The sequence below is a fragment of the Rhodococcus sp. SB1D genome, from assembly GCF_048573875.1.
Classification (GTDB): domain Bacteria; phylum Actinomycetota; class Actinomycetes; order Mycobacteriales; family Mycobacteriaceae; genus Rhodococcus_F; species Rhodococcus_F qingshengii.
Map to the genome: position 1 here is coordinate 18171 of NZ_JBMAIQ010000008.1, position 25950 is coordinate 44120.

The 25950-nt window shown below is 60.0% G+C and carries 29 protein-coding genes; 17 read left to right on the forward strand and 12 right to left on the reverse strand.

Going from position 1 to position 25950, the window contains the following annotated elements; translation table 11 throughout:
- Nucleotides 1-55: 55 nt before the first annotated feature.
- The 3 genes from ACN50D_RS18370 (at nucleotide 56) to ACN50D_RS18380 (ending at nucleotide 2450) form a co-directional block, all read left to right on the forward strand.
- Nucleotides 56-928 carry a hypothetical protein gene (locus ACN50D_RS18370; RefSeq protein ID WP_211921607.1) on the forward strand — a complete coding sequence of 291 codons (873 nt, stop codon included), beginning with the start codon at nucleotides 56-58 and terminating at the stop codon, nucleotides 926-928.
- 69 nt (nucleotides 929-997) lie between these two features.
- A complete protein-coding gene (locus ACN50D_RS18375; protein WP_021333197.1) occupies nucleotides 998-1786 on the forward strand; it encodes a hypothetical protein in 789 nt (262 codons plus the stop codon).
- A gap of 49 nt (nucleotides 1787-1835) precedes the next feature.
- Complete coding sequence (locus ACN50D_RS18380; protein WP_003945583.1) at nucleotides 1836-2450, forward strand: hypothetical protein; 615 nt, start codon at nucleotides 1836-1838, stop codon at nucleotides 2448-2450.
- A gap of 125 nt (nucleotides 2451-2575) precedes the next feature.
- Here the strand turns inward: ACN50D_RS18380 and ACN50D_RS18385 are convergent, their stop codons facing one another.
- Entirely contained in the window at nucleotides 2576-3049 is a 474-nt protein-coding gene (locus tag ACN50D_RS18385; protein WP_412778664.1) for a MarR family winged helix-turn-helix transcriptional regulator, read from the reverse strand.
- Nucleotides 3050-3096: 47 nt separating this feature from the next.
- On the opposite strand from ACN50D_RS18385, the gene ACN50D_RS18390 reads away from it, so the two are divergent.
- Both ACN50D_RS18390 and ACN50D_RS18395 read left to right on the forward strand, forming a co-directional pair.
- Complete coding sequence (locus tag ACN50D_RS18390) at nucleotides 3097-3972, forward strand: haloalkane dehalogenase (protein ID WP_058228149.1); 876 nt, start codon at nucleotides 3097-3099, stop codon at nucleotides 3970-3972.
- 168 nt (nucleotides 3973-4140) lie between these two features.
- Nucleotides 4141-4779, forward strand: a complete 639-nt coding sequence (locus tag ACN50D_RS18395) for a PAS and ANTAR domain-containing protein (protein ID WP_037132380.1) — start codon at nucleotides 4141-4143, stop codon at nucleotides 4777-4779.
- A 139-nt stretch (nucleotides 4780-4918) separates the two neighbouring features.
- Here the strand turns inward: ACN50D_RS18395 and ACN50D_RS18400 are convergent, their stop codons facing one another.
- Nucleotides 4919-5065: a hypothetical protein gene (locus tag ACN50D_RS18400; RefSeq protein ID WP_164490549.1), complete on the reverse strand. Its 147-nt coding sequence runs from the start codon at nucleotides 5063-5065 to the stop codon at nucleotides 4919-4921.
- A 181-nt stretch (nucleotides 5066-5246) separates the two neighbouring features.
- On the opposite strand from ACN50D_RS18400, the gene ACN50D_RS18405 reads away from it, so the two are divergent.
- The 4 genes from ACN50D_RS18405 to ACN50D_RS18420 all read left to right on the forward strand — a co-directional run bounded on the left by ACN50D_RS18405 (nucleotide 5247) and on the right by ACN50D_RS18420 (nucleotide 8480).
- Nucleotides 5247-6434 carry a zinc-dependent alcohol dehydrogenase gene (locus ACN50D_RS18405; RefSeq protein WP_042452468.1) on the forward strand — a complete coding sequence of 396 codons (1188 nt, stop codon included), beginning with the start codon at nucleotides 5247-5249 and terminating at the stop codon, nucleotides 6432-6434.
- A 112-nt stretch (nucleotides 6435-6546) separates the two neighbouring features.
- Nucleotides 6547-7074 (forward strand): SRPBCC family protein, encoded by a 528-nt coding sequence (locus tag ACN50D_RS18410; protein ID WP_136471554.1) that lies wholly within the window; start codon nucleotides 6547-6549, stop codon nucleotides 7072-7074.
- Between the two features lie 51 nt (nucleotides 7075-7125).
- On the forward strand, nucleotides 7126-7713 hold the full coding sequence (locus ACN50D_RS18415) for a TetR/AcrR family transcriptional regulator (RefSeq protein ID WP_007734655.1): 588 nt from the start codon (nucleotides 7126-7128) through the stop codon (nucleotides 7711-7713).
- Nucleotides 7710-8480 (forward strand): glucose 1-dehydrogenase, encoded by a 771-nt coding sequence (locus ACN50D_RS18420; protein WP_003945779.1) that lies wholly within the window; start codon nucleotides 7710-7712, stop codon nucleotides 8478-8480. The genes ACN50D_RS18415 and ACN50D_RS18420 overlap by 4 nt, the downstream gene beginning before the upstream one ends.
- Before the next feature lie 13 nt (nucleotides 8481-8493).
- Here ACN50D_RS18420 and ACN50D_RS18425 read toward each other — a convergent pair whose 3' ends face one another.
- The 4 genes from ACN50D_RS18425 to ACN50D_RS18440 all read right to left on the reverse strand — a co-directional run bounded on the left by ACN50D_RS18425 (nucleotide 8494) and on the right by ACN50D_RS18440 (nucleotide 13002).
- Entirely contained in the window at nucleotides 8494-9243 is a 750-nt protein-coding gene (locus ACN50D_RS18425; protein WP_099696961.1) for an enoyl-CoA hydratase/isomerase family protein, read from the reverse strand.
- Nucleotides 9244-9266: 23 nt separating this feature from the next.
- Nucleotides 9267-10514, reverse strand: a complete 1248-nt coding sequence (locus ACN50D_RS18430; protein ID WP_007734649.1) for a CaiB/BaiF CoA transferase family protein — start codon at nucleotides 10512-10514, stop codon at nucleotides 9267-9269.
- A 38-nt stretch (nucleotides 10515-10552) separates the two neighbouring features.
- On the reverse strand, nucleotides 10553-12151 hold the full coding sequence (locus ACN50D_RS18435) for a bifunctional 3-(3-hydroxy-phenyl)propionate/3-hydroxycinnamic acid hydroxylase (RefSeq protein ID WP_211921605.1): 1599 nt from the start codon (nucleotides 12149-12151) through the stop codon (nucleotides 10553-10555).
- 161 nt (nucleotides 12152-12312) lie between these two features.
- On the reverse strand, nucleotides 12313-13002 hold the full coding sequence (locus ACN50D_RS18440) for a DAPG hydrolase family protein (RefSeq protein ID WP_054187957.1): 690 nt from the start codon (nucleotides 13000-13002) through the stop codon (nucleotides 12313-12315).
- Between the two features lie 182 nt (nucleotides 13003-13184).
- Between ACN50D_RS18440 and ACN50D_RS18445 the strand changes: the two genes are divergently transcribed.
- A complete protein-coding gene (locus ACN50D_RS18445) occupies nucleotides 13185-14420 on the forward strand; it encodes an MFS transporter (RefSeq protein ID WP_211921603.1) in 1236 nt (411 codons plus the stop codon).
- 113 nt (nucleotides 14421-14533) lie between these two features.
- Here ACN50D_RS18445 and ACN50D_RS18450 read toward each other — a convergent pair whose 3' ends face one another.
- The 4 genes from ACN50D_RS18450 to ACN50D_RS18465 all read right to left on the reverse strand — a co-directional run bounded on the left by ACN50D_RS18450 (nucleotide 14534) and on the right by ACN50D_RS18465 (nucleotide 17656).
- Nucleotides 14534-15271: an IclR family transcriptional regulator gene (locus ACN50D_RS18450; RefSeq protein WP_149357793.1), complete on the reverse strand. Its 738-nt coding sequence runs from the start codon at nucleotides 15269-15271 to the stop codon at nucleotides 14534-14536.
- 2 nt (nucleotides 15272-15273) lie between these two features.
- Complete coding sequence (locus ACN50D_RS18455) at nucleotides 15274-15681, reverse strand: nuclear transport factor 2 family protein (protein ID WP_042452483.1); 408 nt, start codon at nucleotides 15679-15681, stop codon at nucleotides 15274-15276.
- A complete protein-coding gene (locus ACN50D_RS18460) occupies nucleotides 15678-16685 on the reverse strand; it encodes a DUF3500 domain-containing protein (RefSeq protein ID WP_257216902.1) in 1008 nt (335 codons plus the stop codon). Before ACN50D_RS18460 ends, ACN50D_RS18455 begins: the two co-directional genes overlap by 4 nt.
- Nucleotides 16686-16936: 251 nt before the next feature.
- Nucleotides 16937-17656 (reverse strand): FadR/GntR family transcriptional regulator, encoded by a 720-nt coding sequence (locus tag ACN50D_RS18465; protein WP_249342976.1) that lies wholly within the window; start codon nucleotides 17654-17656, stop codon nucleotides 16937-16939.
- 141 nt (nucleotides 17657-17797) lie between these two features.
- On the opposite strand from ACN50D_RS18465, the gene ACN50D_RS18470 reads away from it, so the two are divergent.
- On the forward strand, nucleotides 17798-18607 hold the full coding sequence (locus ACN50D_RS18470) for a fumarylacetoacetate hydrolase family protein (RefSeq protein WP_370852731.1): 810 nt from the start codon (nucleotides 17798-17800) through the stop codon (nucleotides 18605-18607).
- A 31-nt stretch (nucleotides 18608-18638) separates the two neighbouring features.
- Here ACN50D_RS18470 and ACN50D_RS18475 read toward each other — a convergent pair whose 3' ends face one another.
- Complete coding sequence (locus ACN50D_RS18475) at nucleotides 18639-19193, reverse strand: RNA polymerase subunit sigma (RefSeq protein WP_211921601.1); 555 nt, start codon at nucleotides 19191-19193, stop codon at nucleotides 18639-18641.
- Nucleotides 19194-19577: 384 nt separating this feature from the next.
- On the opposite strand from ACN50D_RS18475, the gene ACN50D_RS18480 reads away from it, so the two are divergent.
- From ACN50D_RS18480 to ACN50D_RS18495, 4 genes are all read left to right on the forward strand, one after another.
- On the forward strand, nucleotides 19578-20465 hold the full coding sequence (locus ACN50D_RS18480; protein WP_047269285.1) for a class I SAM-dependent methyltransferase: 888 nt from the start codon (nucleotides 19578-19580) through the stop codon (nucleotides 20463-20465).
- Between the two features lie 191 nt (nucleotides 20466-20656).
- The gene (locus tag ACN50D_RS18485; RefSeq protein ID WP_307850492.1) at nucleotides 20657-21898 is read left to right on the forward strand and encodes a serine hydrolase; all 1242 of its coding nucleotides are present in this window, start codon (nucleotides 20657-20659) and stop codon (nucleotides 21896-21898) included.
- A 259-nt stretch (nucleotides 21899-22157) separates the two neighbouring features.
- Nucleotides 22158-22499 carry a hypothetical protein gene (locus ACN50D_RS18490; protein WP_143173121.1) on the forward strand — a complete coding sequence of 114 codons (342 nt, stop codon included), beginning with the start codon at nucleotides 22158-22160 and terminating at the stop codon, nucleotides 22497-22499.
- 564 nt (nucleotides 22500-23063) lie between these two features.
- Nucleotides 23064-24242 carry a carboxylate-amine ligase gene (locus tag ACN50D_RS18495; protein WP_058037545.1) on the forward strand — a complete coding sequence of 393 codons (1179 nt, stop codon included), beginning with the start codon at nucleotides 23064-23066 and terminating at the stop codon, nucleotides 24240-24242.
- On the opposite strand, the gene ACN50D_RS18500 is transcribed toward ACN50D_RS18495, so the two are convergent.
- The gene (locus ACN50D_RS18500) at nucleotides 24236-24391 is read right to left on the reverse strand and encodes a DUF6131 family protein (protein WP_003945912.1); all 156 of its coding nucleotides are present in this window, start codon (nucleotides 24389-24391) and stop codon (nucleotides 24236-24238) included. The two genes, ACN50D_RS18495 and ACN50D_RS18500, sit on opposite strands and share 7 nt — an antisense overlap.
- Before the next feature lie 145 nt (nucleotides 24392-24536).
- On the opposite strand from ACN50D_RS18500, the gene ACN50D_RS18505 reads away from it, so the two are divergent.
- Nucleotides 24537-24740: a hypothetical protein gene (locus ACN50D_RS18505; protein ID WP_003945456.1), complete on the forward strand. Its 204-nt coding sequence runs from the start codon at nucleotides 24537-24539 to the stop codon at nucleotides 24738-24740.
- A gap of 77 nt (nucleotides 24741-24817) precedes the next feature.
- Complete coding sequence (locus tag ACN50D_RS18510; protein WP_211921599.1) at nucleotides 24818-25900, forward strand: M48 family metallopeptidase; 1083 nt, start codon at nucleotides 24818-24820, stop codon at nucleotides 25898-25900.
- Nucleotides 25901-25950: the final 50 nt, after the last annotated feature.

The following is a 25950-nucleotide window of genomic DNA, read 5'->3' on the forward strand; positions in this document are numbered from 1 at the left end:
ACCGTCACTCATCATCACAATCCCGACTGGTCGGTTGTACCCAAAGGAGAAATACATGTCCCGACGTTCGACGTCGCGTGGGCTTTTCGGCGCACTCGCCACCGCAACTGTGTTCGCCACCGCCGCTGCGGTGGGAAGCTTGTCAGCAAGCATTGCAGGAGCCGCCCCGGCAGCGGAGATCCCCTTCGGCGGTTGGGATTCATGTCCGATCGACAATCCCGAGACCAGCACCTGTATGGACGTCACGGTCACCGGCGGAAACATGAAGATCGGCAAGCTTTCCGTCAGCATTCCCGCCGGGGCGATGCGCATCGCAGGCGGAGTTGCATACCGGGAGAATCCAGAGGCTGAATTCGGATTCGACCAAGTATTCATCCCGCCGAACGACAACAGTCGGGGGATCTACGCCAAACCCATCGACATCCCCGGGGGCGCACTCGGAATCGACCTGCCATTCAACAATCTCTTCGGACTGAACAAGGCTTCAGCCACCGTAGAGTCGACGTCTGCACTCCCCACCGTGGACGCATTTCAGCTTGGTGTGAAGCTACCCGTCAAACTGAAGATCGCGAACCCTCTCCTCGGCGGCAAATGCTACCTGGGCTCGGACAACAACCCCGTCCAACTCAACTTGGATGTGACCGAATACGGTGTCCTCGAAGAGGTTCCAGGTTTCCCGGATACTGCCGTCGTTCGAAACACCGGGCACACCGGACAGCCCTTCGCGGTCCCGACAGCTTCCGGATGTGGCCCGTTCGGCGTTCTGAATCCAATCGTCAACTGGCGCGCCGGGCTTCCCTCGTCCACCACGTCCAACTCCCTCGCCACGACGAGTGACGTCTACAACATCGGTGCCGACAGCCTCAGGCCCCAGCCGGACGGCTCACCCGAACCCGCTGCCGTCGTTGCCGAACGTAGTGCCAACTAGCAATCCAACCACTGCCACAGAACCGTCATCGACGACAGATTGCCACCTCGAAACGGAGTTCACTTGTCCATGCGCACAATACGATTCAGAGCCGCGCTCGCCGTCGTCGCAGCGGGAGTCCTCACTCTCGGGGCGGTGTCAACCGCGACGGCGGCCCCGCTGCCCAATGCGCCGTTCGGGGGCTGGGGAAAATGCCCGATAGCCAATCCGGAGACAAGCACCTGTGTCGATGTCGTCGTCAAAGGCGGCGAAATGAACATCAACGGGCTCAAAGTACCGATTCCTTCCGGCTCGTTGAATATCGCCGGCGGTGTCGCCTATCGCGAGAACCCCGACGCAGAATTCGGGTTCGACCAGATCTTCATTCCTCCCACTGACGGCACCAAAGGCGTCTATTCCAGCCCCATCGAGGTACCAGGAGGAATCTTCGGGCTCGGTATACCGTTCCCCGGCGGCTTGACCACCATCAAGGCAACAGTCGAACCGGTCGCGTTGCCAACAGTCGACGCATTCCAACTCGGTGTCACACTTCCGGCAAGATTGAAGATCTCCAACCCCTTGCTGGGCGGCAACTGCTATCTGGGTTCTGCGAGCAACCCGATCATGTTCAAACTCGGAGTGTCCGAAAATGGTGTCCTGGAGGAAGTTCCAGGATTTCCGGATACCGCCGCCGTCAGAAACGTGACGCACGCCGACCAGACGTTCGCGGTACCGGGCGCATCTGGATGTGGACTGTTCGGCGCATTGAATTGGGCAGTCAATCTTCGCGCCAACGTTCCGTCTTCGAGTGGCCACAACTCGTTGACCACCACAAGCGATGTGTTCAACATCGGCGCCGACAGCCTGCGGACGCAGTAGAGCAAGCACCGGCGACTCACGAAGTATCACCGACAACAAGGAGATATCGATGTCCCATGCAGTTCGCCGCACCACCATCGTCACAGCTGCCGCCGCAGCCGCGATTGCGGTCGCAGCCGGCACCGCTCTGGCTTCGACCGTCGTCACTCCAGCGGGTCAAGCCGTGACTGCTTCGAGCAGCAATCTCAGTATCAAGACAGGAACGATCACACTTACCTGCTCCAGTACGACGGGCTCCGGGACCATCCCATCCGCGCCGGGTAATTCCAACACCGGCACCGGCGGAGTCAACGTCAATATCGGCACCCCCAGCCTGACCGGGTGCAAGGCTAACGGCCTACCCGCTGTGGTCACGACCTCCGGCTCGTGGCTATTGAACGTCTCGGCAGACACCGGATCGGCTCAGGGATCCCTGGTCATTCCTGCAGGAGGCGCAGTCGTCACGATGCCCGGATCAACATGCACAGTCACCGTCGGGGCCAGCACTGTCGGACCGCTGCCATTCGATATTCCCAACCAGCGCGTCGTGGCAAGCAACACCGGCACCGTGAACTACACACGCACCGGCACCGGACCCGTCTGCCCCGCCGCAGCCACTGGCACGGCAACAATGTCGGGCACACTGCAGTTCGCATCGGCCACACCGATCAACGTGACACCGTGACGATCGACAGCTAGACAATAGGGCTCGTTGGGGGATCGACGCTTCCGTCGGTCCTCCAACGAACGTCCTGTGGACCGGGTCCGCACACGATCGCCTTCGGTTGCGCCACGAAGCGGACCGGCGCATTATCCATCTGCTGCTTCGGTGGCGTCGAGTAACGCGTCAAGGGCGCGGTGGAGCTCGGCGAGTTCCCGCCCTCCGGTTTTCGTCAGCACTTCCGTATTCTTTACATCCAATTGGCGGACAATGTCTTTAGCGAGCTCTATGACTCGTTTGCCCTCGTCACTGAGATCGAGGCGAACGGCTCGCGCATCGCGTCTATCGCGTTCACTGACAACAAACCCGCTCTTCTCCAACGCTCGCACGAGCTTGGATATGTAGATTCGCTGCAATCCAGTGTGCGCTGAGAGTTCTCGCTGACTCGGCCTCTCCCCCGCACTCACCAAACCATGCAGAGACGCGAGCACTGAATACTGGGCGTGAGTCAACCCCAGGTGCGCGATCGCTCGGTCAACCCCCGCCCGCCAGCGCAAGCCAAGGTGCCACACCAGCGACCCTGTCGTCCATGTTTCTCGATCTTGCATACAAATAGAATACATGGCTACTATCTCAATTAGAGTATATGGAAACTATTTGAGGAGTCGCAATGCCCACAATTCCCGTGCTCGACTCGACCATGGCCTACCGCTCGCGCGGTGAAGGAACACCCTTCGTACTCATCCACGGAAACCCCACATCCTCGCACTTGTGGCGAAACATCCTGCCGCAGATAGGAAATCTAGGCCGCGCACTTGCCCCTGACCTCATCGGAATGGGGCGGTCAGGCAAACCGCCAATCAACTACGGCTTCCTCGACACCGCCCGCTACCTCGACGCCTGGTTCGACCAGATGGAACTCGACGACGTCGTACTCGTCGGACACGACTGGGGCGGGGCACTTGCACTGGACTGGGCTGCCCGCCACCCCGATCGCGTCCGAGGTGTGGCCTTCTTCGAAACGATCCTTCGTCCGATGACCTGGGACGAACACTTCCCGGGAGAGGCACGGGCACGGGTGGAAGCTCTGAGGGACTCCGACACAGGAGAGACAAAGGTACTCGACGAGAACTTCTTTCTCGAAATAGCGCTTCACAGAACGGTTCTCGGTGAAATGACCGAAACCGATGCCGAGGCCTATCGCTCCCCTTATCCGTCACGAGAGAGTCGCCGACCCCTTCTCGAGTGGCCACGATCCTTCCCCATCGAAGGAACTCCCGGTGACGTGAATGCACGTGTGGCGGCGTACAGCGATTGGCTCACAGAAAGCACTGACGTACCCAAACTTCTTCTCACCTTCAGCGGCCCCGCAGAACTTCTCATGATCGGACCTGACGAAGTCACGTGGAGCCGATCGAATATCGCAAATCTCGAGGTGGAACAGTGCGGTCCCGCAGGACATCTCGCCCCCGAGGATCAGCCTGCGGCCATCGCGGCGGCGATCATCGAATGGACACAGCGGCAACACTGTTTCAACCGCGAGTGACGTGGGACCGTCGCCAAGTACTCTGAGCGCCGGTTTCCCCGACCCATGCGGTAGCGATCCAGACGATGCTCCGAAATATGGGACGGACACCACCTCCGCCGGATTTGTCCGATATAACTAACTGGCGAGTACGCCGGTTGGGACGAGGTCGAGAACGAGGGGGCGTGTGTGGTGAACGAGGACGGGTTGGGGCGAACGTCAGGATCGGGGGCTCCACACCGGGTGGGCGGCTTTCTCTATCACCGCAACGGCGACCGGTGGGAGTGGTCGGACGAAGTTGCACGGATTCACGGATACGAACCCGACCAAGTAGCTCCGACGACGGAATTGATGCTCTCGCACAAGCATCCCGACGACCGAAGACACGTTGCCCAGACACTGCATGCCATCCGCACTTCAGGCGGACCGTTCAGCAGCCGCCACCGCATCATCGACACTGCAGGGGACACTCACTCGGTAATCGTCGTCGGCGACAGCGTCGTGGACGAGTCGGGTGCCGTGGTCGGCAGCTCAGGCTTCTACATCGACGTCACCGAAACCCTCGACAGCACGGTGAAAGCGTCTGTCGACGTGCTGGTCAACGAAATCACCGCTTCTCGCGGAGTAATCGAGCAAGCCAAAGGCATGCTCATGGTGATCTACGGCATTTCGGCCGATCGCGCCTTCGACATACTCGTGTGGCGTTCTCAAGAGACCAACGTGAAACTCCGGGATGTTGCCGAGCAGTTGATAGTTCGAACGCTTGACGACTTCCGGGTCCCGACACTACTGCGGACCCGATTCGATCACGTGCTGTTACAGGGTTGAATGACAACAGGGTTGAGGGATCTGCTCAAGGCGGTTCCCGTGGCTGGCTGCTCAACCTCGAGGAACCTCGCCCGCATTGATTCCGGGACGGTCCGATGCGGCCTATCCCCGTTGTTACCCAACGCGGAGTAAAAGGAAACTACTCGTCGTCAGACTTCTCGCCGGAGGTCTCCTCGACCAGTTCAGGCGCCTGTTCTCGCGTTGCCATTCCCCCGTCGCCGCCCTTGTCCACGGGTCCTGGGTGCCCACCCTTGGGCGACTGGTCGTTGTCGTCTTTGTCGGTCATGCGATCGTCCTCATCATCTCGTCGTCTCAGTCCTGGAGCCGGTGCAAAGAGACCGGGACCCAGCTCCATCTCAATCTAACGCGCTCAGGACTTCTCGCAACCCTCACCGATTTTGTTTGCATTTCAGTGCTTTCGGGCAGGTGACTGCGAACAGCATTTCCACGATGAGAGGTCGATCCCAGTGCGCGCAGTGACTTGGCAAGGCAAACGGAAAGTAAGCGTCGATACGGTTCCGGACCCGAAGATCGTCGAACCCACCGACGCGATCATCAAGGTCACCACGACGAATATCTGCGGATCCGATCTGCACCTGTACGAGACTCTGGGTGCGTTCATGAATGCCGGCGACATTCTCGGCCATGAACCGATGGGAATCGTCGAAGAAGTCGGTTCGGAAGTCACGAATCTCGAGATAGGTGACCGCGTCGTGATTCCGTTCCAGATCTCGTGTGGCAACTGTTTCATGTGCGATTCGAGCCTCTACACACAGTGCGAGACGACGCAGGTCCGCGATCAGGGAACGGGCGCAGCATTGTTCGGCTTCTCCGAGCTCTACGGCTCGGTGCCCGGCGGGCAGGCTGAGTACCTCCGAGTACCGCAAGCACATTTCACACACATCAAAGTTCCCGAAGGTCCCGCGGATTCGCGATTCGTCTACCTCTCCGACGTGCTCCCCACCGCTTGGCAGTCGGTCGAATACGCCGACATTCCGCCGGGTGGGTCCGTGACAATCCTCGGCCTCGGACCGATCGGTGACATGGCGGCTCGTATCGCCCACCACAAGGGGTTTCGAGTAATCGGTGTGGACCGTGTACCCGAACGCCTTGCGCGCCTTGCCGAACGCGGTATCGAGACCCTCAACCTGGACGACTACGGCAGCAAGATCGGCGATGCCATCAGAGACGCGACAAACGGCCGCGGAACCGATTCGGTGATCGACGCTGTCGGTATGGAAGCGCACGGGTCTCCGATCGGAAAGCTCGCGCAGCAGTTCGTCGGACTCCTTCCCGACGCTCTTGCCGCGCCTGCGATGCGTAACGCAGGAATCGATCGCCTTGGCGCTGTCTATTCGGCCATCGACATCGTTCGGCGCGGCGGAACCATTTCTTTGATCGGTGTCTACGGCGGAATGGTTGATCCGCTGCCGCTGATGACCATGTTCGACAAGCAGATTCAGCTCAGGATGGGCCAGGCGAACGTCAAGAAGTGGGTAGAGGACATCATGCCCCTGCTCACTGACGACGACCCACTCGGTGTCGACACCTTTTCCACCCATCAGCTGCCGCTCGATCAGGCGCCACACGCCTACGAGATCTTCCAGAAGAAGCAGGAAGGCGCGGTCAAGATCCAACTGAAACCGCACCTGTAGTTCAACGCCGATCAGTTCGACGGTTCATCCGCCACGTCCGCATCTTGTTCGCGAAACCACCGATCGTCATACTCACCTCACACGCGCTCGACAGAAAGAACCTGAAACCGAAATGGCTCGCGAACTTACCGTCTCCGACAGCATCGTCGTCAGCTCCGACGCGCTTTCCCTCTACGAGCTCATCAGCGATCCCACTCGTATGGGTGCCTGGAGTCCCGAGAACTTAGGCGCAACCTTGCGGGGAGACCGCGAAAGCGCTTTCCTGGGCATGGAGTTCGACGGGCACAACAAGCGTGGGCGCGCGCAGTGGACCACGCGATGCACAGTCACCGCTGCCGAGGCCGGGAAGCTCTTCGAATTCCGTGTTCACAAGATCGGCCTCGGTACTCCCCGGATCCCCGCCTCTATCGCAACCTGGCAGTACCGATTCTCGCCGGTGCCCGACGGAACCCGAGTTACCGAAACGTGGACCGACGACAGGCGCGGCTGGCCGGACTTCGCCGCCGACATGTTCGACAAAATTGCCACCGGAGGAAAAACCTTCGCCGACTTTCAGCGCGGCAACATCCGCAAGACGCTCCTGAACCTCAAGAACGCAGTTGAGCAGGAGGTTTCCGGAATCGAAGGTAACGTCGGCTGACCGGCCGACACCATTTGTGGCAGTTTCTGCCACTTTTGGTACAGTGCGGATATGGCAACAGCCCGCCGCACTGCACTACTTCTCCGCGTCTCGCAGAGTTGTGCTGCCGCTTTCGTCGAACGCGGCGACACTTCGACGACCATCGCGGAGCTCGCCGAGCGGGCAGAAATCTCCGAGCGAACGTTCTACCGTTGCTTCGCCACCAAAGAGGAGAGCATCTGGCCGATGCTCGACGAGGGAAACCGCAGTCTGGCCACGGCACTCAGCGCGCAAGCCCGCGAATTCGGGCTCGCAGCGGCTGTGAAGAATGCCTTTATCGCATCGGTCGGCGAGTCCTTCGAGCCGATGACCCGATCACTGATGCCCATCATCTTCGGTGATGCGGCACTCCGGAGAGTTTGGGAATCAGCAACTTTCGAGACGATGGAACTGATTCGCCCAGAAGTCGCACGCCTGATCGACCGTCCGGAAACCTCGCTCGACACCACAGCGGCTTCGGGCCAGGCAACACTTGCGGTAGTCGCCGCACTGCGTGAGATGGCAGACCTCCGGACGCCCGCACCCGAGGCCATCACCCGCGCGCTCGGGGCGTTCTCGAAGCCATATCTCGCAACACCAACAGGTAAGGAACAATCATGACTCAGGATCTCTCCGGAAAAATCGTTCTCGTCACCGGCGGCGCACGCGGCCTGGGCGAGGCGTTTGCCCGCGGCATCGTCGCGGGCAACGGCCGCGTCGTCATCGGCGACCTACTCGACGACGACGGTCGAGCAGTGGCCGAATCTCTCGGCGACGCAGCGCGTTACGTTCACCTCGACGTCACCGATCCAGCGTCTTGGAAGTCCGCCGCCGAGTACGCGGTATCCGAGTTCGGCGCGATCAACGGTTTGGTCAACAACGCCGGAATCTCGGCGTCCGGCCAGACAGTCGCCGAGGAACCACTCGAGACGTTCCAGCGCATCATCCAGATCAACCTGGTGTCCGTGCACACCGGTATCCACACGGTAGTGCCGTTCATGAAGGCAGCCGGCGGCGGATCCATCGTGAACATCTCCTCGGCCGCCGGCCTGATGGGCATGGCTCTGACCAGCGGTTACGGCGCAGCCAAGTGGGGCGTGCGTGGGCTGAGCAAGATCGCCGCCGTCGAACTCGGTCGCGACAAGATCCGGGTCAACTCGGTTCACCCCGGCATGGTCCTGACGCCCATGACTGCACCGACGGGCATCAGCCTCGAAGAGGGCGCATTCCCCAACAATCCGTATCGCCGTGTCGGTCGCCCGGAGGAGTTGGTCGGAGCGGTCACCTACCTGCTTTCCGACGATGCCTCGTACACAACGGGTTCCGAGATCGCCGTCGACGGCGGTTGGACTGCCGGCCCGTCGATCGAATACATCGCCGGCCAGTAACAGCCTTGCAGACTCACGTATGCAGAATTTGCGCGATGCCAAGTTGGAGGTCGCGCAAATTCACGGCCGGACCGAGGGTGTGGTGAGGAGGAGGGCCGGTAACAGCAATCAATGCCTCCTTCGCCGCACGCACGGCTGATGTCGGCTGGCGAACAATCTCCTCTACCAAATCCCGAACAGTCGACGCGAGGAGCTCGCCGTACACACACCGATTCGCCAAACCTGTTGTTACCGCGTCCGGTCCCTTCACCAGCCGTCCGGTGTAGTGCAGTTCAGCGGCCACAGCCGGTCCCACAACACGGACAAGGCGCGCCGCGAATGCCGGACTGGGTCGAATCCCGAGACGCGCAATAGGCATTCCGATTCTGGCGGAAGTCGCCACGACTCGAATATCGCACGCGAGTGCCAACTGACACCCTGCTCCAGCTGCTACGCCGGAAATCTGTGCGATGACAGGAACGGGACAAATTTCGATAGCGCGGAAGGCTGCCTCCATTTGCGCGAACGACTCCTCCACGTCCTCGGCACAGGCACCAACCCACTCGGTGACATCGGACCCGGCGCAGAAGGTATCGCCGACGCCGCGAAGGACGACAACACCGAGCGATGCGTGGGTCGAGACGCCAATGATCTGATGCGCGAGATCTTTCCAAGCATCACCGTTCAAAGCGTTTCGACGACGGCCTGTGCCGATCGTCACCGTCGCGATTGGGCCGTCGAACGTCACATCGACCATGCCGGAGTCGCGCCGGCTCGGCCTCATAGCAGAAACCATCGATGTCTGTCTCATCGGCGTGCTTCGCTGAGCCAACCGGTGATAACAGCGTTGTCTGCACCGAGAAGCGGTGGAGCCGAGTGACAGTTCTTCGTGACCTCCATGCCGTCCACAGAGAAGAACCGGAGTGGGGGCCCAGGAAGCGTTATCCGACCTAGGCTTTCGTGTTCGACTTCGACCATCAACCCCTGCGAACGAGTCTGTTCCCAGCGGTACACCTCGTCGATTCCACGAACACGTCCCGCCGGAATACCCGTACGGTCCAGCTCGAGCAGCAGCTCGTCCGTGCCATACTTCGAAAAAATGCTTTCGATAAGCTGGCGGACCGCCTTACTGTTTCGAACTCGTTCGGAGTTGTCTTCCATCCCGGGGGCATCTGGGGCCAACCCGAAGCCCGAGCAGAACCGCTTCCAAAGTCCTTCACTACCAACCGCAATCTGAACTACGCCGTCAGCTGTCGGAAAGAGCCCGTAGGGGCAGATCGACGGATGGTGATTCCCTTGTGCCTTACCAGTTTCACCAGCGACGGTAAATCGAGTTCCTTGGAAGGCGTGGATACCTACTATGCCGGCCAGCAAAGAGGTTCGTACCGTCTGCCCAACGCCGGTTCGCGCTCGCTCCTGCAGTGCCGCGAGTACACCGAATGCGCCGTACATCCCTGCCAGTAGGTCAGCTATCGGAGTTCCGACCTTTTGGAAGTCGTTGGGACCCGAACCTGTCAGCGACATCAGACCCGCCTCCCCTTGTGCGATTTGGTCGTACCCCGCACGTCCGCCTTCCGGTCCGTCGTGACCGAATCCACTGATGGACAGCACGACGAGTCGCGGATTCAGCTCCGAAAGTCGTTCGGCGGTAAGCCCCAAACGATCGAGGACGCCGGTCCGAAAATTCTCCATCAGAACGTCGGCGCGTGAGACAAGGGATTCCAGTAGTGCAAGACCCTCTTCAGATTTCAGATCGAGTACGACTGACTTCTTGTTTCGATTCGTGGACAAGAAGTATGTCGATTCTCGCTGTGCACCTGCAGGTTCCATGAAAGGTGGCCCCCAGCCGCGCGTATCGTCGCCGGTACCGGGTGTCTCGATCTTGATGACCGTCGCCCCCAGGTCGCCGAACATCATTGAAGCGTGAGGTCCCGCGAGTGCGCGCGTGAGGTCTGCAACGACTATGCCTGCCAAGGGCCCTCTTCGAACATCGGATCCGGATTGTTCCGAAGATGATTCGACCGAATCGATGTCGTCGGTCACTGAGTTGAACATGTAACTTCCTGTCGATAGTCGATGTGGCGGTCGCGCTGTCAGGCAAGCGTCCGAGCAGGTTCCGGCACACGCAACCTGTTTAGAAAACCTGCTGCCAGCTCGGTTGCCTGGTGCGTTCCAGCAACGCCGTAGACGTGAAAATCCGGTCTGACCAGAACGACATCTGCGTCCTGATCGTCGAGCCAGCGCGTGTAGGTGAGGTCGACGTCGTCGACAACGGTCACGCCCGCCGATTCGGCACCTCCGAGCGCTACGAGGTCGATCCCCAACGTCGCCAAAGCTGTTCGCGTCGCCTCCGGAACTTCTCGCAGCGCGGCCGATGTGCGTGAAATCAAAGCCCCTGGCCCATCGAACGCATCGTCGAACTTGGCAACTTCGCCATCTCCGACTCGAACCTGACCTTGTAAAGCCAGACTGCCACCGGCAGTCCCGACATGTATCCCTGGGCCGAGCCCTGGTCGTGGCGGAGCAGGAGGCTTCATTCCCGCAGTCCAGTTCGCCACCATGCGGGCATCACGTTCAGCAGCTTGCTGCGGGTCGGACATGCAGATGACTTGACCTAGTTCGGTCGAGAACTGCACAAAAGCTTGTGCGTGCCTTAGTCGTTCTGTTCCATATGTATCGAGCAGGTGGTCGTCCGCTGCCGAACGCAACACCGCATCGAGCTTCCACGACAAATTCATCACGTCACGGACACCAGCACCCAGGCCTTGTCCGGCGAACGGCGGCATAAGATGCGCGGAATCGCCGGCGAGCAACACGCGTCCTTGTCGCCATCGCGTCGCCCAGCAAGCCTGAAACGTGTACACGGAATGCCGTTCAAGGATTGCATTGTCAGGGGTCAGCCCATACGGCTCGAGCAGTTCCCATGCCGTGTCTTCGCGCTGAAGGGATTCTGGACTCTCTTCCGGCAGTCGCATGAACTCCCAGCGACGGCGGCCCGGACCACCGGGAACCATCGTGGAAGGGCGTCGGTAGTCGCAATTCTGCGCGGCAACGTTCGGAAAACTGGTTCCGCCCGAAGGTTTGACGTCCACAACCAACCAATCGTAGAAGTACCCCTCGTCGTGCCAGTCGATTTCGGCCCATTGACGAACGCGACTGTTCGCCCCGTCTGCACCGACAATCCACTGCGCATCGACGGCGACACACCTACCGCTGTCCACGGATTGGACGACTACTGTTGCCAGTGCCGAATTCTGCGTCAATGCCACCGCTTCCCACCCCCTCATCACCCGAATATTGGACAACCCGGCGACAATGGCGTCCAAGGCCTCTTCCAATGCGGGCTGGCTGAAGAAATAGGTGTTGTACCAACCGGATTCACCTTTACCACTCCAGTCGACCTCCACCAGTGTCCGCCCGTCACCGTTTCGCCACACATACATGTCGTCATAAGGTTCGGTTATCTCGGGAATGGTGTCCGGCGCCAGCCCGACCGACTGCAGGATTCGCGCGAAATCGGCGCAATGGGTTACTGCACGCGGCAGAGGGTATCCGACTTCATTTCGATCCACGACGACGACATCGTGGCCCTTCCGAGCGAGTTTGACGGCGAGAAGCTTCCCCACCGGCCCGAAACCGACGATCATCACGTCAGCAGCTATCCTCGTTGCTTCGGCGTTGACACTCTGCACAGCGAATTCCGTTCTGGTGAAATAGCTTTGATGTTGAGAACAAGGATCGGTTCGTTAATTCCTTTTGTCACGGATCAGGTCCCGGAAATCGGGACGAGCCGAAATTCTCGGTGCCGCCTGAAACGGCTGCACGACCCTGGCGGGCACCGAGACAACTGCCGTCACCACGGTGCTCGCGGCGGAGATACGTCCCGGTTTTCGGCTACGTAGAGCGACGGCAGGAAACGAGACAAAAATGTGAACTCGTCGTACGCGTGCTGCAGGAGTCCTTGACCGAACTCCACAGTTGCTTGTGCCGCAATCTGTTCCGCGGTTTGCCCGAGTGTCTCGAGATCGTGTCCGATGAAGAAGTGACTTCGCAGGGCCATCCCCCACTCGGTATCGCGAGCGATGTGCAGCAGCCTGCCGCCGAGCACGCGCCCGTCCGGGAGACGAGGTGGATTGTGGGTGACCCCCAATCGTCCGACAACCACTCCGGACACAGCGCCGGATTCTCTTGCTCTGGAATAGGCGTCTTCGTCGAAGAACTCGGACGGATCCCGAAATTGGATGACCAGATCATCGGCCGGCTGCCCCGAGAAGTATTCGGTGACGACGTGCTCGCTGCCGATATGAGTGTCGTCCGAGAGATTACCCTGCCAACTGCTGTACGTGTGGTCGATGGGATGCCACCAGATGTATTTCTGTGTGTCGCAACGCCAGCGGACCCACCATTCGAGCATCTCGCCGGTGCAACCGTGCATATCCGTACGGACTGCGACGTGCAGCCCTCCAGATGGCAGTCGCTCGTATCCCATCTCCAATTGCAGAGGCTTCGGATCTAGTAGAGCGGTGACTTCTGACAGGTCCATTGATTCAGCTCCTCGGATCGAGTTTTTCCAACGAGCTGAAGGTATGAGCCAGATGTGCTGCGCGTCACCCCATTTGTCCCGGTTTCCGGGACTAAACGGTTACGCCCGAGAAGTCGACATCGGACGATGGCACGCATCACATCGACCGCCCGAATCGGGCTCACTGTCTGGAGAGACAACACATGCATCTCAATGCACCCGCGCGAACCGATGAACGTGGGGAGACTCGATCCCACCCCGCAGTCATCGGGTTGTGCATGGTTATCACCGTGATCGAGGGATTCAACCTGATCGTCTACGGATCTGTTATTCCGTTGCTGTTGGAAGACTCGTACCTGCGCATAACCGATCAACAAGCAGGGCTGGTCGGCGGGCTCGTCTATATCGGAGCCATCGCCGGATCAGTACTGGCCCCTCTCGCTGCCGAGCGCTCCGGTCGAAAGTGGGTTCTCATTGTTGCCATCGCACTGTTCGCTTTCGGAGCCGTGATCACCGGAGCGTCGATCAGCATCGTCATGCTCGCAGTGGGTCGATTTGTCACTGGATTCGGCGTGGGCGGCGCGCTCACCACCGCGATGACAGTCGCTCGCAACAGTGCGGCATCGTCACGGGCGTCGTTGGTCGTCACGATCACAATGGCAGGTATCCCACTCGGCGGCGTCGTCGCGTCACTGCTCGCGATTCCAGTGCTTCCTGCGCTCGGATGGCGCCCGATGTTCTTCATCGGTGCATGTACGGCTCTGGTGATCCTCGCCGCCGTCGTGATAATCGACATCCCGACCGACACTCCCCAGGAGGTGGCGGGGCGTTTATGGTCTGGTCGGCAAAAGATTGCCGCACTGTTCACCGGCCGCGGGTCCACAATCGCACTGGTTGTCGCGGTATGCGCAATCTCCAACATGGTTGCGTGGCAGGGACTCAACGTGTGGGCAGCGCAGTCGATTATTGACTTGGGGTACACGCTGAACACTGCTCTTGTGATCACCTTTACTCTGACCGGTGCCGCAGTAATCGGTTCCTTTGCCAGTGCGTGGGCGGCCGACCGCCGCGGGGCCTCAGTTATAGCGGTAGCCACCAGCGCGTGCACGCTCGTCGGACTTCTCGGAATGGTCTATCTGCCGACATCGTTGACGGGGACCATGATTTGTGTGGCACTGATGGGCATCGGCGGCCATTCCACGATGAATCTGGTGCACACGACCACAGCCGATGTCTACCCGTTGCCTGCACGAGCAACTGCCCTTGGTTGGTCGAACGGGACATCATTCGTCGGGGCGTTCTTAGGCCCGGTAATCGGCGGTACCTCCATTGCGTCGGGTGGAGCCGTCGGATTGTTCAGTACGTTCGCGGGTGCCGCGGCAGTGTGCTTGGTCGCGGTCTGTGCACTCTGTTTTGCAGATAGGCGCATCAGACGGTAGGGATACCACTGATCACGAATCAGTTCCCGACCTCCCAGTAGGAGCCGGGAACTGATTCGCGCGATCTGCAGAAGTCACGGGAGCACACAGAAGAAGCTCTCAGGCAGTCGCATTCAGAATTGCGCTCGCGACAAACCCAGATCCACCTGACTGTTCACCACTTTGAGACCTTCGACCGCGAGTTCCTTCTTCGCTTTGAACCGCCCGGACGGAATGACGATGGCGATCGCTTGAAGCGCGCCAGTCGGTCCGATCATTGCAGTAGCCACGGCGCAGATCCCTACGTCGTGCTCCTCGATGTCGACGGAGACGTGGGAGCGACGCACCTCCGCCAGTTCCGCCAGCAGCGCCGCCCGTTCGGTGATCGTCTTTTCCGTAAATCGCGGTAGAACCGGTGACAACAACGCAACTGCCTGCTCCTCCGGCAACTGAGCAAGCATGGCCTTCCCGATACAACTCGCATGCAGCGAAAAGCTCTTGCCGACCTTGGTGACGCCTCTGAGCCTTTCCGGTGAGGCAATCTGATCGACGACGACAACCTCGCGACCACTGAAGATCGCCAACTCCACGTTCTCGTTGACGGTACGAGCCAACGTCGCCAGCTGAGATCGATTGGCCGAGAGTAGCCGTAGGTGAGCATTCATCCCGAACTTGAGTAAGCCGGGGCCCAAGATGTATCCGGATCTGTCCGGAACTCGGACCACGTACAACTCACGTTCGAGAGCTTGAATAACTCGGTGCACCGTCGAACGTGGAAGTCCGGTGCGGGTTGCGAGGTCTGTCAGCGTCATCGGCCAGCGACTCTCGGCGATCGAATCCAGAATCACCGTGGCCCTGCCTATGTTCGCCACGACTAACTCCTCGTCCAGGTCCTGGTTACCGCAAGTTCGATGATGCTCCAGTCTCGTTCGTCGACAACCATCGTGTATTCACCGAGGGTGTGCACCGAGGGATCGGGTTCGAACACCCACCGAGTGTAGTGCGCGTGAGCTTTCCACACTCGGGGGCCAGACCCGGCGAGCACCACGAGGTTGCTGACGTCATGGCGATGTGCGACAGGTGATTTCCACAATTCTGCGAAGAACTTCTCCGCATCGTCCGGATGATCGAAACCCGTCCCGGGGAAGCTAACCCGGGCAGAAGCCAGGAGCCCCACAGCACCGTCGACGTCTTTGCGGTCCGCAAAGTCGACGTACGTGTGAAGTAGGTTCGAAATCCAGTGTCTGGCCGAGACGACTCCCTGGAGTTGACTGCAGGTCACGATTCCGTCTGCTCTTGCCACTGTCGAACGTAGGAACGTCCGTAATCGTTGCCATGCGGAGTGCGCATCACCGTGTGAATATGGAAGGGCTGAGGAGTGTCGTAGTCGAGGAAGACACCGCAGTGGTGATCCAGTTCAGCTATCAAGACCGGGGATTGGATGCGGTAGTAGAAGACGTCTCCAGGGCGGTGCCCGCCGATCCAGCAGAACCATGTCCGGTCCAGGTGCTCTTCGATCTCGCGCAGACGAGCAGTCCGAGGTCCCGCGGGCAACAATGCCACGAACTGTTCGGCGATCGCGAGCACTAGTTGTCTGGCACGCGTGTCCATCTGATCGACGGGAATGCCTTCGAAGGGAATCACTCGGTTGTCCTGAAACGCTCCGGCGAGGTGCCGCTCATCCCCGGGGTGCACTCGCCCGGGAGGCATGGCCGGATCGTTCATCAGCCCGTATACAGTGGCCTCACGCCGCTGGTCGTCAGTGAGTGCGGCCATCAGTTCTATACCGAGTTCGATTCGACCAGTGAATGATTCGATGCCGGCGTGGGGACCATCGTCTATCTCGTTGGGTTCCGCGCCGAGAAAGACCGGACTCACAACCATCCGCCCGCCGATGATCAGACAGTTGACCGCGCAGTGGTGACCGTACAATTGCCATCCCCACGGCGAGAGGACACTCGGTTCACCGTACAGAGCGACGTTGTAACTGAATTCGTTGAGTATCGTCTCCAATCCGACAACCTCGCCGAGAAAACCATTGATCAACATCATGTTTCGGACGATTCGAAAACCTTCGGGGCTCAGCGAGGCCTCGACCAATCGCAATGCCAACTGTCGAACACGTTGCGATTGGAACTCGAGTCGTACTCCGGTGTCGAACTGCATGAACTCGGGGTTCGCCCACGTCTGCCACTCGACAGCATCGATCGGATAACTGATCCTGGAGCGATCGACGTCACTCAACTCCGCAAGTAGATCTCTCGCAGCATCCACCATTTCATCCACCGGAGCCTCTTCACCGTGCGTGACGGCTGTCAAAGGGTAAAGCCCGTCCGTGATCGTGCCGTTTTCGGTGACTCCTCGAAATTCGTTGAGATATAGCGGCTTCCATCCCTCAACGAGATCACCGGTAAAGGTCCCAGGCCGCCTTGACACATCGCGATAGGCGTAGGGATCCAAACCTCGAACACTCGATAGTCGGCGATGGTCGTGAGGAAACAGATGTGAGCGGAACTCACCGGACATGAATCGTCCTTTCAGACTGGAGTGTTGTGCCGTACGACGGCCGCACGTACTGCAGCCACATCGCCGGCGGAGATTGCGTCGACAAGTTCGACGTGGATGTGAAACCTCTCGGTGCGGTAGCCCGCTGCGTCACGCTCGTTGTCGAACTCGGTGGCCGTGCCGTGCAGCGGGCCCAGAGTGCCGATATAGACCGATCGCGCAAGGTCATTGGGAACGATCGTCGCGATTCGCTCGTGCAAGGCCCAGTTCGCTCGGAGGAAGGTGTCCCAGTCGGGGGCGGATTCCATCCGCTTCAGGTGTGCCCCCAAGTCGGCGATGTCGGCCCGGCTTCGATGCCGAGCCGCAGCAGTGTCGATCAAGATTTCGAGGTGATCACGCAACTCGATGGCATCCGCGACGACCGAGGCCCCCTCGGTGACACTCAGCAACGTATGGCGCAAGCGAACCGCCGGGCTTTTCTCTGCGACAAATAAGCCGCCACCTCGCCCCTGGCGGATCTCCAGCACTCCTCGATCACGAAGCAGTCGAACCGCTTCGCTGACAGTCGAATATGCAAATCCGGTCTCGCCGCGAAGCGATTCCAGCGTGCCGATTGGCGCACCGGGCTCCAGGTTCTGCTCCCGAATCCGGCTGTCGATCGCCGCCGCCAACTGCTCGGCTCGGGTCCCCCTCCCCACCGCTTTGGACAGCACAGAAATCGGGTCACTCGGCGCAACAGAAATCCGGGGCATGCGTCCGCCTTGTCCATCTGGGGTGTCGTGAGGCATAGTCCTATGAAACCATAAACCTCAGAAGGTTTATAGGTTTAATTCGAACCTGAAAGGCAACTGATGAAAATCGTTGGGATTCAGCAACCCGATCGTGGAGTTCAGGTGGCTCAACTGTCCGAGGACGGCTCCCACGTGAGTGTCGTGTGCACTCTCGAAGAGTTCTGGTCGGATCCCGCCGGCAAGCTCGCGACGACTCCGACCGGGCCACACCTGCCGGTAGCCGACATCGAGTTCGTTCCACCGGTCCTGCCGGGCGCGAGGGTGGTCTGCATCGGACTGAACTATCTTGCCCACGTCGCAGAGGGGAGCTACCGCGCAGATCCTCTACCCGCCTATCCGACTCTGTTCGCCCGGTGGCCCAACTCCCTCACTGTCGGCGACACCGATGTCCCCGTTCCAGCCAACGAGCAGGGTCTCGACTGGGAAGGAGAGGTGGTCGCCTGGGTTGGGCAAAAGCTTGCCGACGCCACTCCCGACCAGGCCCTTGCAGCTGTCGTCGGATACTCGACGTTCAACGATCTCACCTGCAGGCGAGCACAGAAACTCACCTCGCAGTGGATACTCGGAAAGAACGGTGACCGATCCGGCCCACTAGGACCGATGGTTCCTGCGAGCGAAGTCGGCGACCTGCGCGACGGCCTGCGAATACAAACCCGCGTCAACGGCGAAATCGTTCAGGACGCCCGCACCGACGAAATGGTCTATACAGTCGGCGACACCCTCTCTCACATCTCTCAAACCTTCACACTGCACCCCGGCGATCTCCTCGCTACGGGCACACCGTCGGGAGTCGGCTACGCACGCTCACCCCAATGGCTACTACAACCAGGCGATCAGGTCGAGGTCGAAGTCGAAAAGCTTGGTATTCTTCGAAATACATTGGTATCCAGGGATACTCGATTCGAAGGCTGAGCAAGAACGAGGCACCATGTCACGAGAGCCATCAGTCCGAGATGGGCGATCCCCCAGATCGCCCTCGACAGACGCCAGAGTGCCAACCTTCGCCGACCTCACGGGTGACTGTCAATACTTTTCTGATTGCATTCGGAGAAGACAACTTTCGCAGTCGCCGCAGCGCCCGATGCAGGTCGAGCGACACCTCGTCTGTCGTACGGGCAAGCGACGTTGCGGTCGCCTTTGTATCGAGCCCGACGATCAGCCGCAACACCAGGACATCGCGTTCGACAACCGGGAGCGTTGTCGGAAGCGGGAGCGATCCACCGCTGAACCCGTCGGATGCCGCCCGAGCAATCGCGATGCTTGTACTCGCGTACAGCACGCGTAGAAAAGGCTGATACGTCTCCGATCCGTCGCACACTGCCGTGAGAACGGCGACGCACGCGGCATCCGCGGCGAAATCGGAAACGGCCTGATCAAGCTCGGCGCGGCACCGCAGCACAACCATCGGACGAAACGCCGCATACAAACTGGCCATGGACTCACGGCTACCGCTCCGCGCCGCGGCGGCCAATACATTCAGCGAGCCTTCCTGCAACATGGGCTCACATCTCTCTTTCTCGACGGGACATTCGTTGTGCGGTCCGAGAGATCAACTGGAACCGAACGGTCCCACGAAGTGGTTCCGGCGGATGGTCATGCCACGATCAATCCCCTGCCCGAAGGATTCTCGAGGCTCTCTCTCAGCCCTGAGGCACACCCCAGTGAAGTCCTGCATCCTTGCCGCTCACTGGCACTGACCTGGCAAATTCCTGGCAGAATGCTGATTCAAACCGAACGCCTTGCACTGCAGAATTTTTCGATCCGGTCAGCGTGTATTTGCTGCTCCAAGTCCGACCGTTCCGTTCCAGGCGACGAGGGGTCACACGGGCGTAGGGTCGAGAGAGTTCGGCTCAGTCGTCAAGAGCGGAAGGACACCCAGACAATGCGGAGCGATGGAGATACGTGGGACATCGTCAGTAGCGTCGGACTTACTGCGCTGGCAGTGGCAACGTTCCGAGCACTGGAGAGCACCCGTCCGGACGCGATCATCGAAGACAAGTTCGCATCGTGGTTCGTAGAAGCTGCAGCCGAGCCGCATTTCACAGCTCTTCTGAAAGATCCCACGCTCCTCGAGGACACCCCCTTCGGCGGTTTCATGGGGTTGCGAACCAGGTTCTTCGACGAATTCTTCTCGTCGTCAACCGAATCCGGAGTAAGACAGGCGGTAATCGTTGCAGCAGGGTTGGATTCGCGTGCGTACCGGCTGGATTGGAGCTCAGGATCGACGGTATTCGAAGTGGATCAGCCAAAGGTGCTGGAGTTCAAAGCCGAAGTGCTCGCTGCGCACGACGCCCAGCCGAAGACCGATAGACGCACTGTGCCTACTGATCTGCGAAACGACTGGCCGGCCGCACTCGAGGAGGCTGGTTTCGACCCGAACGAACCCACCGCCTGGTCGGCGGAAGGCCTGCTCGCCTATCTCCCCGGCCCGGCCCACGACGCCCTGTTCGAGCGGATCGACGAACTCTCGGCCACCGGTAGTCGCTTGGCGGTGAACGACTTTCCGGCCGGAACCGACCCGAGCAAGCTTGCGGCCATCAGATCCAAGTACTTCGCCAAGGACCCGTTCGGAGACCTGGACATTTCGCAACTGTTCTACAGCGACAAGCGATCCGATCCGGGCCAGTGGTTGGCTGAACACAATTGGACTGTCCGACGCTTCAGCTCGGTCGAGTTGGCAGAACTGTACGATCGTCGGATCCCCGAACTCCCCGAAGAAATCGCAGCGCTGTCAACGCAACCGTCCTTTTTGGCCGCGACCAAGAACTAGCTCTCGCAGTCATCACGAAAGTTCTTCGAGCGCAGCCTTTCTCCCATTTGTCCAGCGGCAAGGCGCGTGTCACCACTACAAGTGGTTGACGGTACTCCAGGATGAAGCGATTCAGTACCTCAGGCTAAGTATGTCTACACCTCAGACGGACGCGCGCCGAAGCCCCCACCGCGGCACCCGCTACGGTCACGATCCCTGACAGCTCCGTCGGCAAGCAGATCACCTGGCTTCTCAGTGCGTTCAACACGAGCACGCCGTTGCCCCAGGAAGAAATCGCCGAACACTTCGGGCCCATTGCACCCGTAGTCCTGACACCTCCGGACTTCGACTCCATCCGAGCCGGACAGCCTTGGACAACAGTGAAGTACAAGGGAGGCGACTCCGACGGCACAGTTTCCATCACCAGCACCTCCGGCGGTGCGTTCGACGTCAACGTCGTCGTCGACGGCAACGGGCTGATCCTCGGGATGGCGATCACACCGACCAAGGACGTTCATGTGCCGGCGGCATCTTGGCAAGAACTCGAGGCAGCTGTCAAAGCGCTTCCCGCGCCGACCAATCTGACCGTCACCGAGGTCACCGAAGGAAAGAACGCCGAAGTCTTCAGTGTCGGCGACACCTCACCACAGCCCACAGGGTCAACGATCAAGCTGTACGTTCTCGGCGCGGTCGCGACGGCCGTCCAGAACGGGACACTCTCCTGGGATCAGAAGCTCACCATCACCGACGACCTCAAATCGATGCCCGGCGGGACCATGCAGGACCTGCCATCGGGAACTGAAGTCACGGTCCGAGATACCGCCGGCAAGATGATCTCGATCAGCGACAACACCGCCACCGACATGCTGATCGCTGCTGTCGGGCGCGAGCAGGTAGAAGCCGAATTCGCCCCGATGGGCATGGCAAATCCTTCGCTCAACATCCCGCTCAAGCCGACCCGCGCACTGTTCCAACTCGGCTGGGGTGGCCAAGGCGCACAACGTATCGCTTGGCGCGACGGAACTCCGGACGAGCGTCGAGCGATACTCGCGGCACTACCTGGCGGCCTGGTGGACATCCCGGCGTCAGCATTCACCACCCCCGCATGGCCTTTCGACATCGATTGGTTCGCCTCGCCTGCCGACCTGCGTGCCGCGTTGGGCACGTTGCAAGAGAAGGCGAAGACCGAGAGCGGCGCACCGGTTCGAGACATTCTCGCCGAGGATCCGGCGCTCAGTGACGAGTCCGCGAAATGGTTCACTTACGGCGGATTCAAGGGCGGCAGTTCCATCGGGGTCCTCGCGGGTGCCTATTACGTGGAACACGACGATCGTGCCTGGGTTGTCACCATGCAAACTCATGGTGACGACGCTGCACTGGTTGCCGACCCGGCTCTGTACTTCGATCCGGTCGACGACGCGATGCTCTTGATCCAGACGGATGCAACCAGTTAGTGCCCAGTGGCGGGCCGAAACCATGCACCCCGATTCATTGCCTTCGCCGATGAAGGCGCCGGACACAGAGAAGCCGCTGCACATCCAGTGTCATCCGGATGCACAGCGGCTTCGCTAAGTCTTAGCCCGTGGGGGGCTCGGTCTCGTCCGACGAGAATCCGTCGAAGAATGCGATGACCTTCTGAAGAAGTGCCGCGATGTCGAAATCTTCCAAGCTACCCATTGCGTTCGTCCTTTCGTTTAACACTGAGGATGAAACGTGCATCTTGCAATTTCCAATGTAAAGCATGAAAAGCATTATTTCTCGACCGCGCGACACTTCGGTTGCAAATACGTCACTCAGCAAGATATGGGCAAATCACCGGAAATAACAGCTCCCACCCGCAACATTTCGGTCTTCCGCAACCCGCTTATTTCCCCAATTCGCAAGTGGGTAAATCTTGAGAAAAACTTCCCGGCGCGTCGATCACGAACGATCTTCCTGGTGAAACTATCAATCCAAGAGCACCAGGCAGAGGGAGCGCCGACACAGCTGACACGCAGTTTTGCCCGCATTCAAGAGTCGCCTTCCATGCACATAGTGGACATTCGTCTGCAATAACGAACTGGTAGCAACACAATCCCAGGCACTTTCTCCCATCTTCTGACTTTTACACATGACCACTGAAGATGTTCGCTGGTGAAACGCAATACCAGTTCGAAAGTTCCATAACTTCTCCGGATGCTGTGCACGCGATTAACTGATCAAATATCTGCTGACTCACCGACCCCCCACACTCCGCCAGAACGTCACATCCGAATGCTGGACGTTAGTTTAGATGGGTTCGTAATTCTCGGAATCTGCTCGATAACGGCGGCCCCACGGATAAAACCGAGACTGCACCACCGCAGGCCGCCAGGTCATGATCCGCGACTCGGCGAAGGGCGTGCGGACAAGTCCACACGAGGGTGAAATAGGGGGTGAGACATGCCTTGGGGTCTCGTTTTACCGAGTCCGACACAGTACGTTTTCCCAGGCACGCCAGTCCCCAGATTCATACGGTGTGCAAGGACTCGTTGACGCTTCCGAGATGTTGGCAAGGCCGACCACAGGCCCCGTTCTCCCGACGAGAACGGGGCTTCCTCGGGTCGGTTTCCGCCTTCGACCGACCGGGTAGACGCGAGCATGGGCGCCACCTGCTCGACCGAATCCACCGCTGGCCGCCACGAATCGACGACCCCGACTGTCGGCGTCGAAGAAGAATTCATCCTCGTCGACCCGACCTCCTGGTTGCCGTCCACCGACAATGTTGCGGTTGCGGAAACCGCGTCGACACTGGGGTTGGATCTTCAGCTCGAGTTGTCCCGCTGCCAAGTCGAGACCAACTCTCCCGTGTGCCATGGCATCGACGAACTCCGAACCCACTTGATCGACATGCGTCGGCTCGCGGCAAAAGCTGCCGAGTTGAACGGCTGCAGGCTGTTGGCCGTCGGCGCACCGCTTTCGGGGCCTTCGCGTTTCGAGATCAGCGACTCGCCTCGCTACCGCCGGATGGGCGAACGCTTCGGCGCCCTCGCTGCCGAACAAAGCATCTGCGGTTGCCACATACATGTGGGCGTCGCTGATCAAGTACAGGCCGTGCAGGTCTGCAATCACGTGCGCATCTGGTTGCCCGCCTTGTTGGCACTGAGCGCCAATTCCCGTGTCCACCAAGGAGTCGACACCGACTTCGCGAGTTGGCGGGCGATCCAATGGTCCAGGTGGCCAGTCGCCGGGCCGCCGCCGTACTTCGAGACCACCGGGGACTTCGACACCGCGGTTGCGAAGATGGTGGATTGCGGCGTGATGCTCGACAAGCGGATGGCCTACTGGGATATCCGACCTTCCTGCCACCTACCGACCGTCGAGATCCGAGTCTGCGACGTTCAGCCGACAGCAGAGGATGCAGCGCTACTTGCAACCCTTGGACGAGCTCTGGTGGCAACTGCGTTACGCGCGATAGACCGGGGCATCGAGGCTCCGAACATTTCCCTCGAGAGCCTCCGCCTCGCAACCTGGGTGTCCGCGAAGGAAGGCGTCCTGGGAGCGTCGATCGATCCGATTACCTCACAAAGAATTTCAGCCACGGAACTGTTGCACCGGCTCCTGATCCATGTCCGTGACTCCCTCGACGAGGGAGGCGAGTACTCGAGCGTGGAGTCGGCGCTGCAGCTCAAGTCAGTCACAGGCAACGGCAGCGACTGGCAACAGCGAACGCTGCGCCAGGTCTGCCTTCGGGAACTGATTGCGCGTGCCGTTCAGCGCACCGTACCGACCGCGCCGACTGGCACGGATACGCACGACGAGCCGACAACGGATCAGTAGTAATGCCGCCGACCACCGATGGCGTGCCCGGCCGCGCCCAGCGCGTACAGGATGATTCCGATCACCAGCAAGACGACACCAATCGTCCACAGGATCGGAATGTTCACCACGAAACCGATTATCAGCAGGATCACGCCGAGGATGATCATCACAAGCTCCTTCAGTGCGTTCACTCGGGCGGATACGCCCGCCTCGAGCCGCATACACCGCGGATACCCGTCGGCAGAGCGTTTCATACCCACTCTGACCGGGTATTTCGCTGGGCACCATAATATTTGAAGAATCGAGCCCGCCATGATGAGAATTGTGACTCTGATCGTTCTGATCTGGCTGATAGTCGGGGCCGTCGCGGCCGGCCAACGCGGCTACTACAGCAGTTCGCCGACCAACTGCGCCGGCGTCGGGACCATCGCGCTCACGGTCATCGCGGGTCCGCTGAACTACTTCGGCGTCAACCCCAAAGTCACCGATTGCACGCTCCCCCAGCCCACCGAGTGAGCTGCCGGAAATCCACGCTAAACCGACTAGTCGTTACCCTGGAGGTGAGTCGACACACATCGAAGTGAGGGGCCACCATGACCACTGCACCAGATCGCACCCGAATCGAGTTCCCGGACATCAGCTCGCGTGCGTGGGAACACCCAGCCGATCGGGCTGCATTGGTGACGCTCCGGACGCTTCGGGGGTTCGACACTGTCCTGCGGACGCTGTCCGGACTGCTCCAAGAACGTCAGCACCGCCTCATGTACCTCGCCACGTCGGTGCGAGTCGACGAACGCCAGTTCAGCGACCTGAACGACCTGCGCCGTGACTGCGTCGACATCCTGCAGGCCGACGAGACACCCGAGCTGTTCGTACTCCAGACCCCGATGGTCAGCGCCTTCACCATCGGCATGGACAAGCCGTTCATGGTGGTCACTACCGGCCTATTGGACGTGATGAACTACGAGGAACAGCGGTTCATCATCGGCCACGAACTTGGCCACGCGCTGTCCGGTCATGCTGTGTATCGGACCATCCTGATGCATTTGATGCGACTGGCCGGAACCATCGGATGGCTGCCCGTCGGCGGGTGGGCATTGCGCGCGATCATCGCCGCCCTCATGGAATGGCAGCGCAAGTCAGAACTGTCCGGTGATCGTGCCGGACTGTTGTGCGGGCAGGACGTACACACCGCGATTCGCGTCCAGATGAAATTGGCGGGCGGATCCCGAGTCAGTGAAATCGACATCGACGCGTTTCTTGCCCAGGCCGCCGAGTACGACGCCAGCGGCGACCTCCGCGACGGTGTACTCAAGCTCCTCAACATCGAACTGCTCTCTCACCCGTTCTCGGTGCTTCGCGCCGCCGAGCTCAAGAAGTGGGTGGACAGCGGAGACTACGCCGCGATTCTGCGCGGAAACTACCCCCGTCGCGGCGATGACGACGGAGCGAAGATCAGCGACGAGTTCAAGAATGCAGCCAAGACCTACAAGCAGAACTTCGACGAGTCGGAGGACCCTTTGATCCGCATGGTGCGCGACATCGGTAGCGGATTGGGCGGTGCGGTGGGCGCCGTGGGGAATGGCGTCGGCGATGTAGCGTCGGACATCAAGGAACGATTCACCCACTGGCGCAAGAGTTCCGACAGGTCGAAGGGCACTGACGACGCCGAGTAAGCAGAATCGGGACCTGCCACCGAAGGCAGTCGGCGGCAGGTCCCGGGCTC

Excerpts from the sequence above, each read along its gene's own strand:
- ACN50D_RS18370 (WP_211921607.1), top strand. The coding sequence starts at position 56 with ATGTCCCGACGTTCGACGTCGCGTGGGCTTTTCGGCGCACTCGCCACC.
- ACN50D_RS18375 (WP_021333197.1), top strand. The coding sequence starts at position 998 with ATGCGCACAATACGATTCAGAGCCGCGCTCGCCGTCGTCGCAGCGGGA.
- ACN50D_RS18380 (WP_003945583.1), top strand. The coding sequence starts at position 1,836 with ATGTCCCATGCAGTTCGCCGCACCACCATCGTCACAGCTGCCGCCGCA.
- ACN50D_RS18385 (WP_412778664.1), bottom strand. The coding sequence starts at position 3,049 with ATGTATTCTATTTGTATGCAAGATCGAGAAACATGGACGACAGGGTCG.
- ACN50D_RS18390 (WP_058228149.1), top strand. The coding sequence starts at position 3,097 with ATGCCCACAATTCCCGTGCTCGACTCGACCATGGCCTACCGCTCGCGC.
- ACN50D_RS18400 (WP_164490549.1), bottom strand. The coding sequence starts at position 5,065 with ATGACCGACAAAGACGACAACGACCAGTCGCCCAAGGGTGGGCACCCA.
- ACN50D_RS18410 (WP_136471554.1), top strand. The coding sequence starts at position 6,547 with ATGGCTCGCGAACTTACCGTCTCCGACAGCATCGTCGTCAGCTCCGAC.
- ACN50D_RS18415 (WP_007734655.1), top strand. The coding sequence starts at position 7,126 with ATGGCAACAGCCCGCCGCACTGCACTACTTCTCCGCGTCTCGCAGAGT.
- ACN50D_RS18420 (WP_003945779.1), top strand. The coding sequence starts at position 7,710 with ATGACTCAGGATCTCTCCGGAAAAATCGTTCTCGTCACCGGCGGCGCA.
- ACN50D_RS18425 (WP_099696961.1), bottom strand. The coding sequence starts at position 9,243 with ATGAGGCCGAGCCGGCGCGACTCCGGCATGGTCGATGTGACGTTCGAC.
- ACN50D_RS18430 (WP_007734649.1), bottom strand. The coding sequence starts at position 10,514 with ATGTTCAACTCAGTGACCGACGACATCGATTCGGTCGAATCATCTTCG.
- ACN50D_RS18440 (WP_054187957.1), bottom strand. The coding sequence starts at position 13,002 with ATGGACCTGTCAGAAGTCACCGCTCTACTAGATCCGAAGCCTCTGCAA.
- ACN50D_RS18445 (WP_211921603.1), top strand. The coding sequence starts at position 13,185 with ATGCATCTCAATGCACCCGCGCGAACCGATGAACGTGGGGAGACTCGA.
- ACN50D_RS18465 (WP_249342976.1), bottom strand. The coding sequence starts at position 17,656 with ATGCCCCGGATTTCTGTTGCGCCGAGTGACCCGATTTCTGTGCTGTCC.
- ACN50D_RS18475 (WP_211921601.1), bottom strand. The coding sequence starts at position 19,193 with ATGTTGCAGGAAGGCTCGCTGAATGTATTGGCCGCCGCGGCGCGGAGC.
- ACN50D_RS18480 (WP_047269285.1), top strand. The coding sequence starts at position 19,578 with ATGCGGAGCGATGGAGATACGTGGGACATCGTCAGTAGCGTCGGACTT.
- ACN50D_RS18495 (WP_058037545.1), top strand. The coding sequence starts at position 23,064 with ATGGGCGCCACCTGCTCGACCGAATCCACCGCTGGCCGCCACGAATCG.
- ACN50D_RS18500 (WP_003945912.1), bottom strand. The coding sequence starts at position 24,391 with ATGATCATCCTCGGCGTGATCCTGCTGATAATCGGTTTCGTGGTGAAC.
- ACN50D_RS18505 (WP_003945456.1), top strand. The coding sequence starts at position 24,537 with ATGATGAGAATTGTGACTCTGATCGTTCTGATCTGGCTGATAGTCGGG.
- ACN50D_RS18510 (WP_211921599.1), top strand. The coding sequence starts at position 24,818 with ATGACCACTGCACCAGATCGCACCCGAATCGAGTTCCCGGACATCAGC.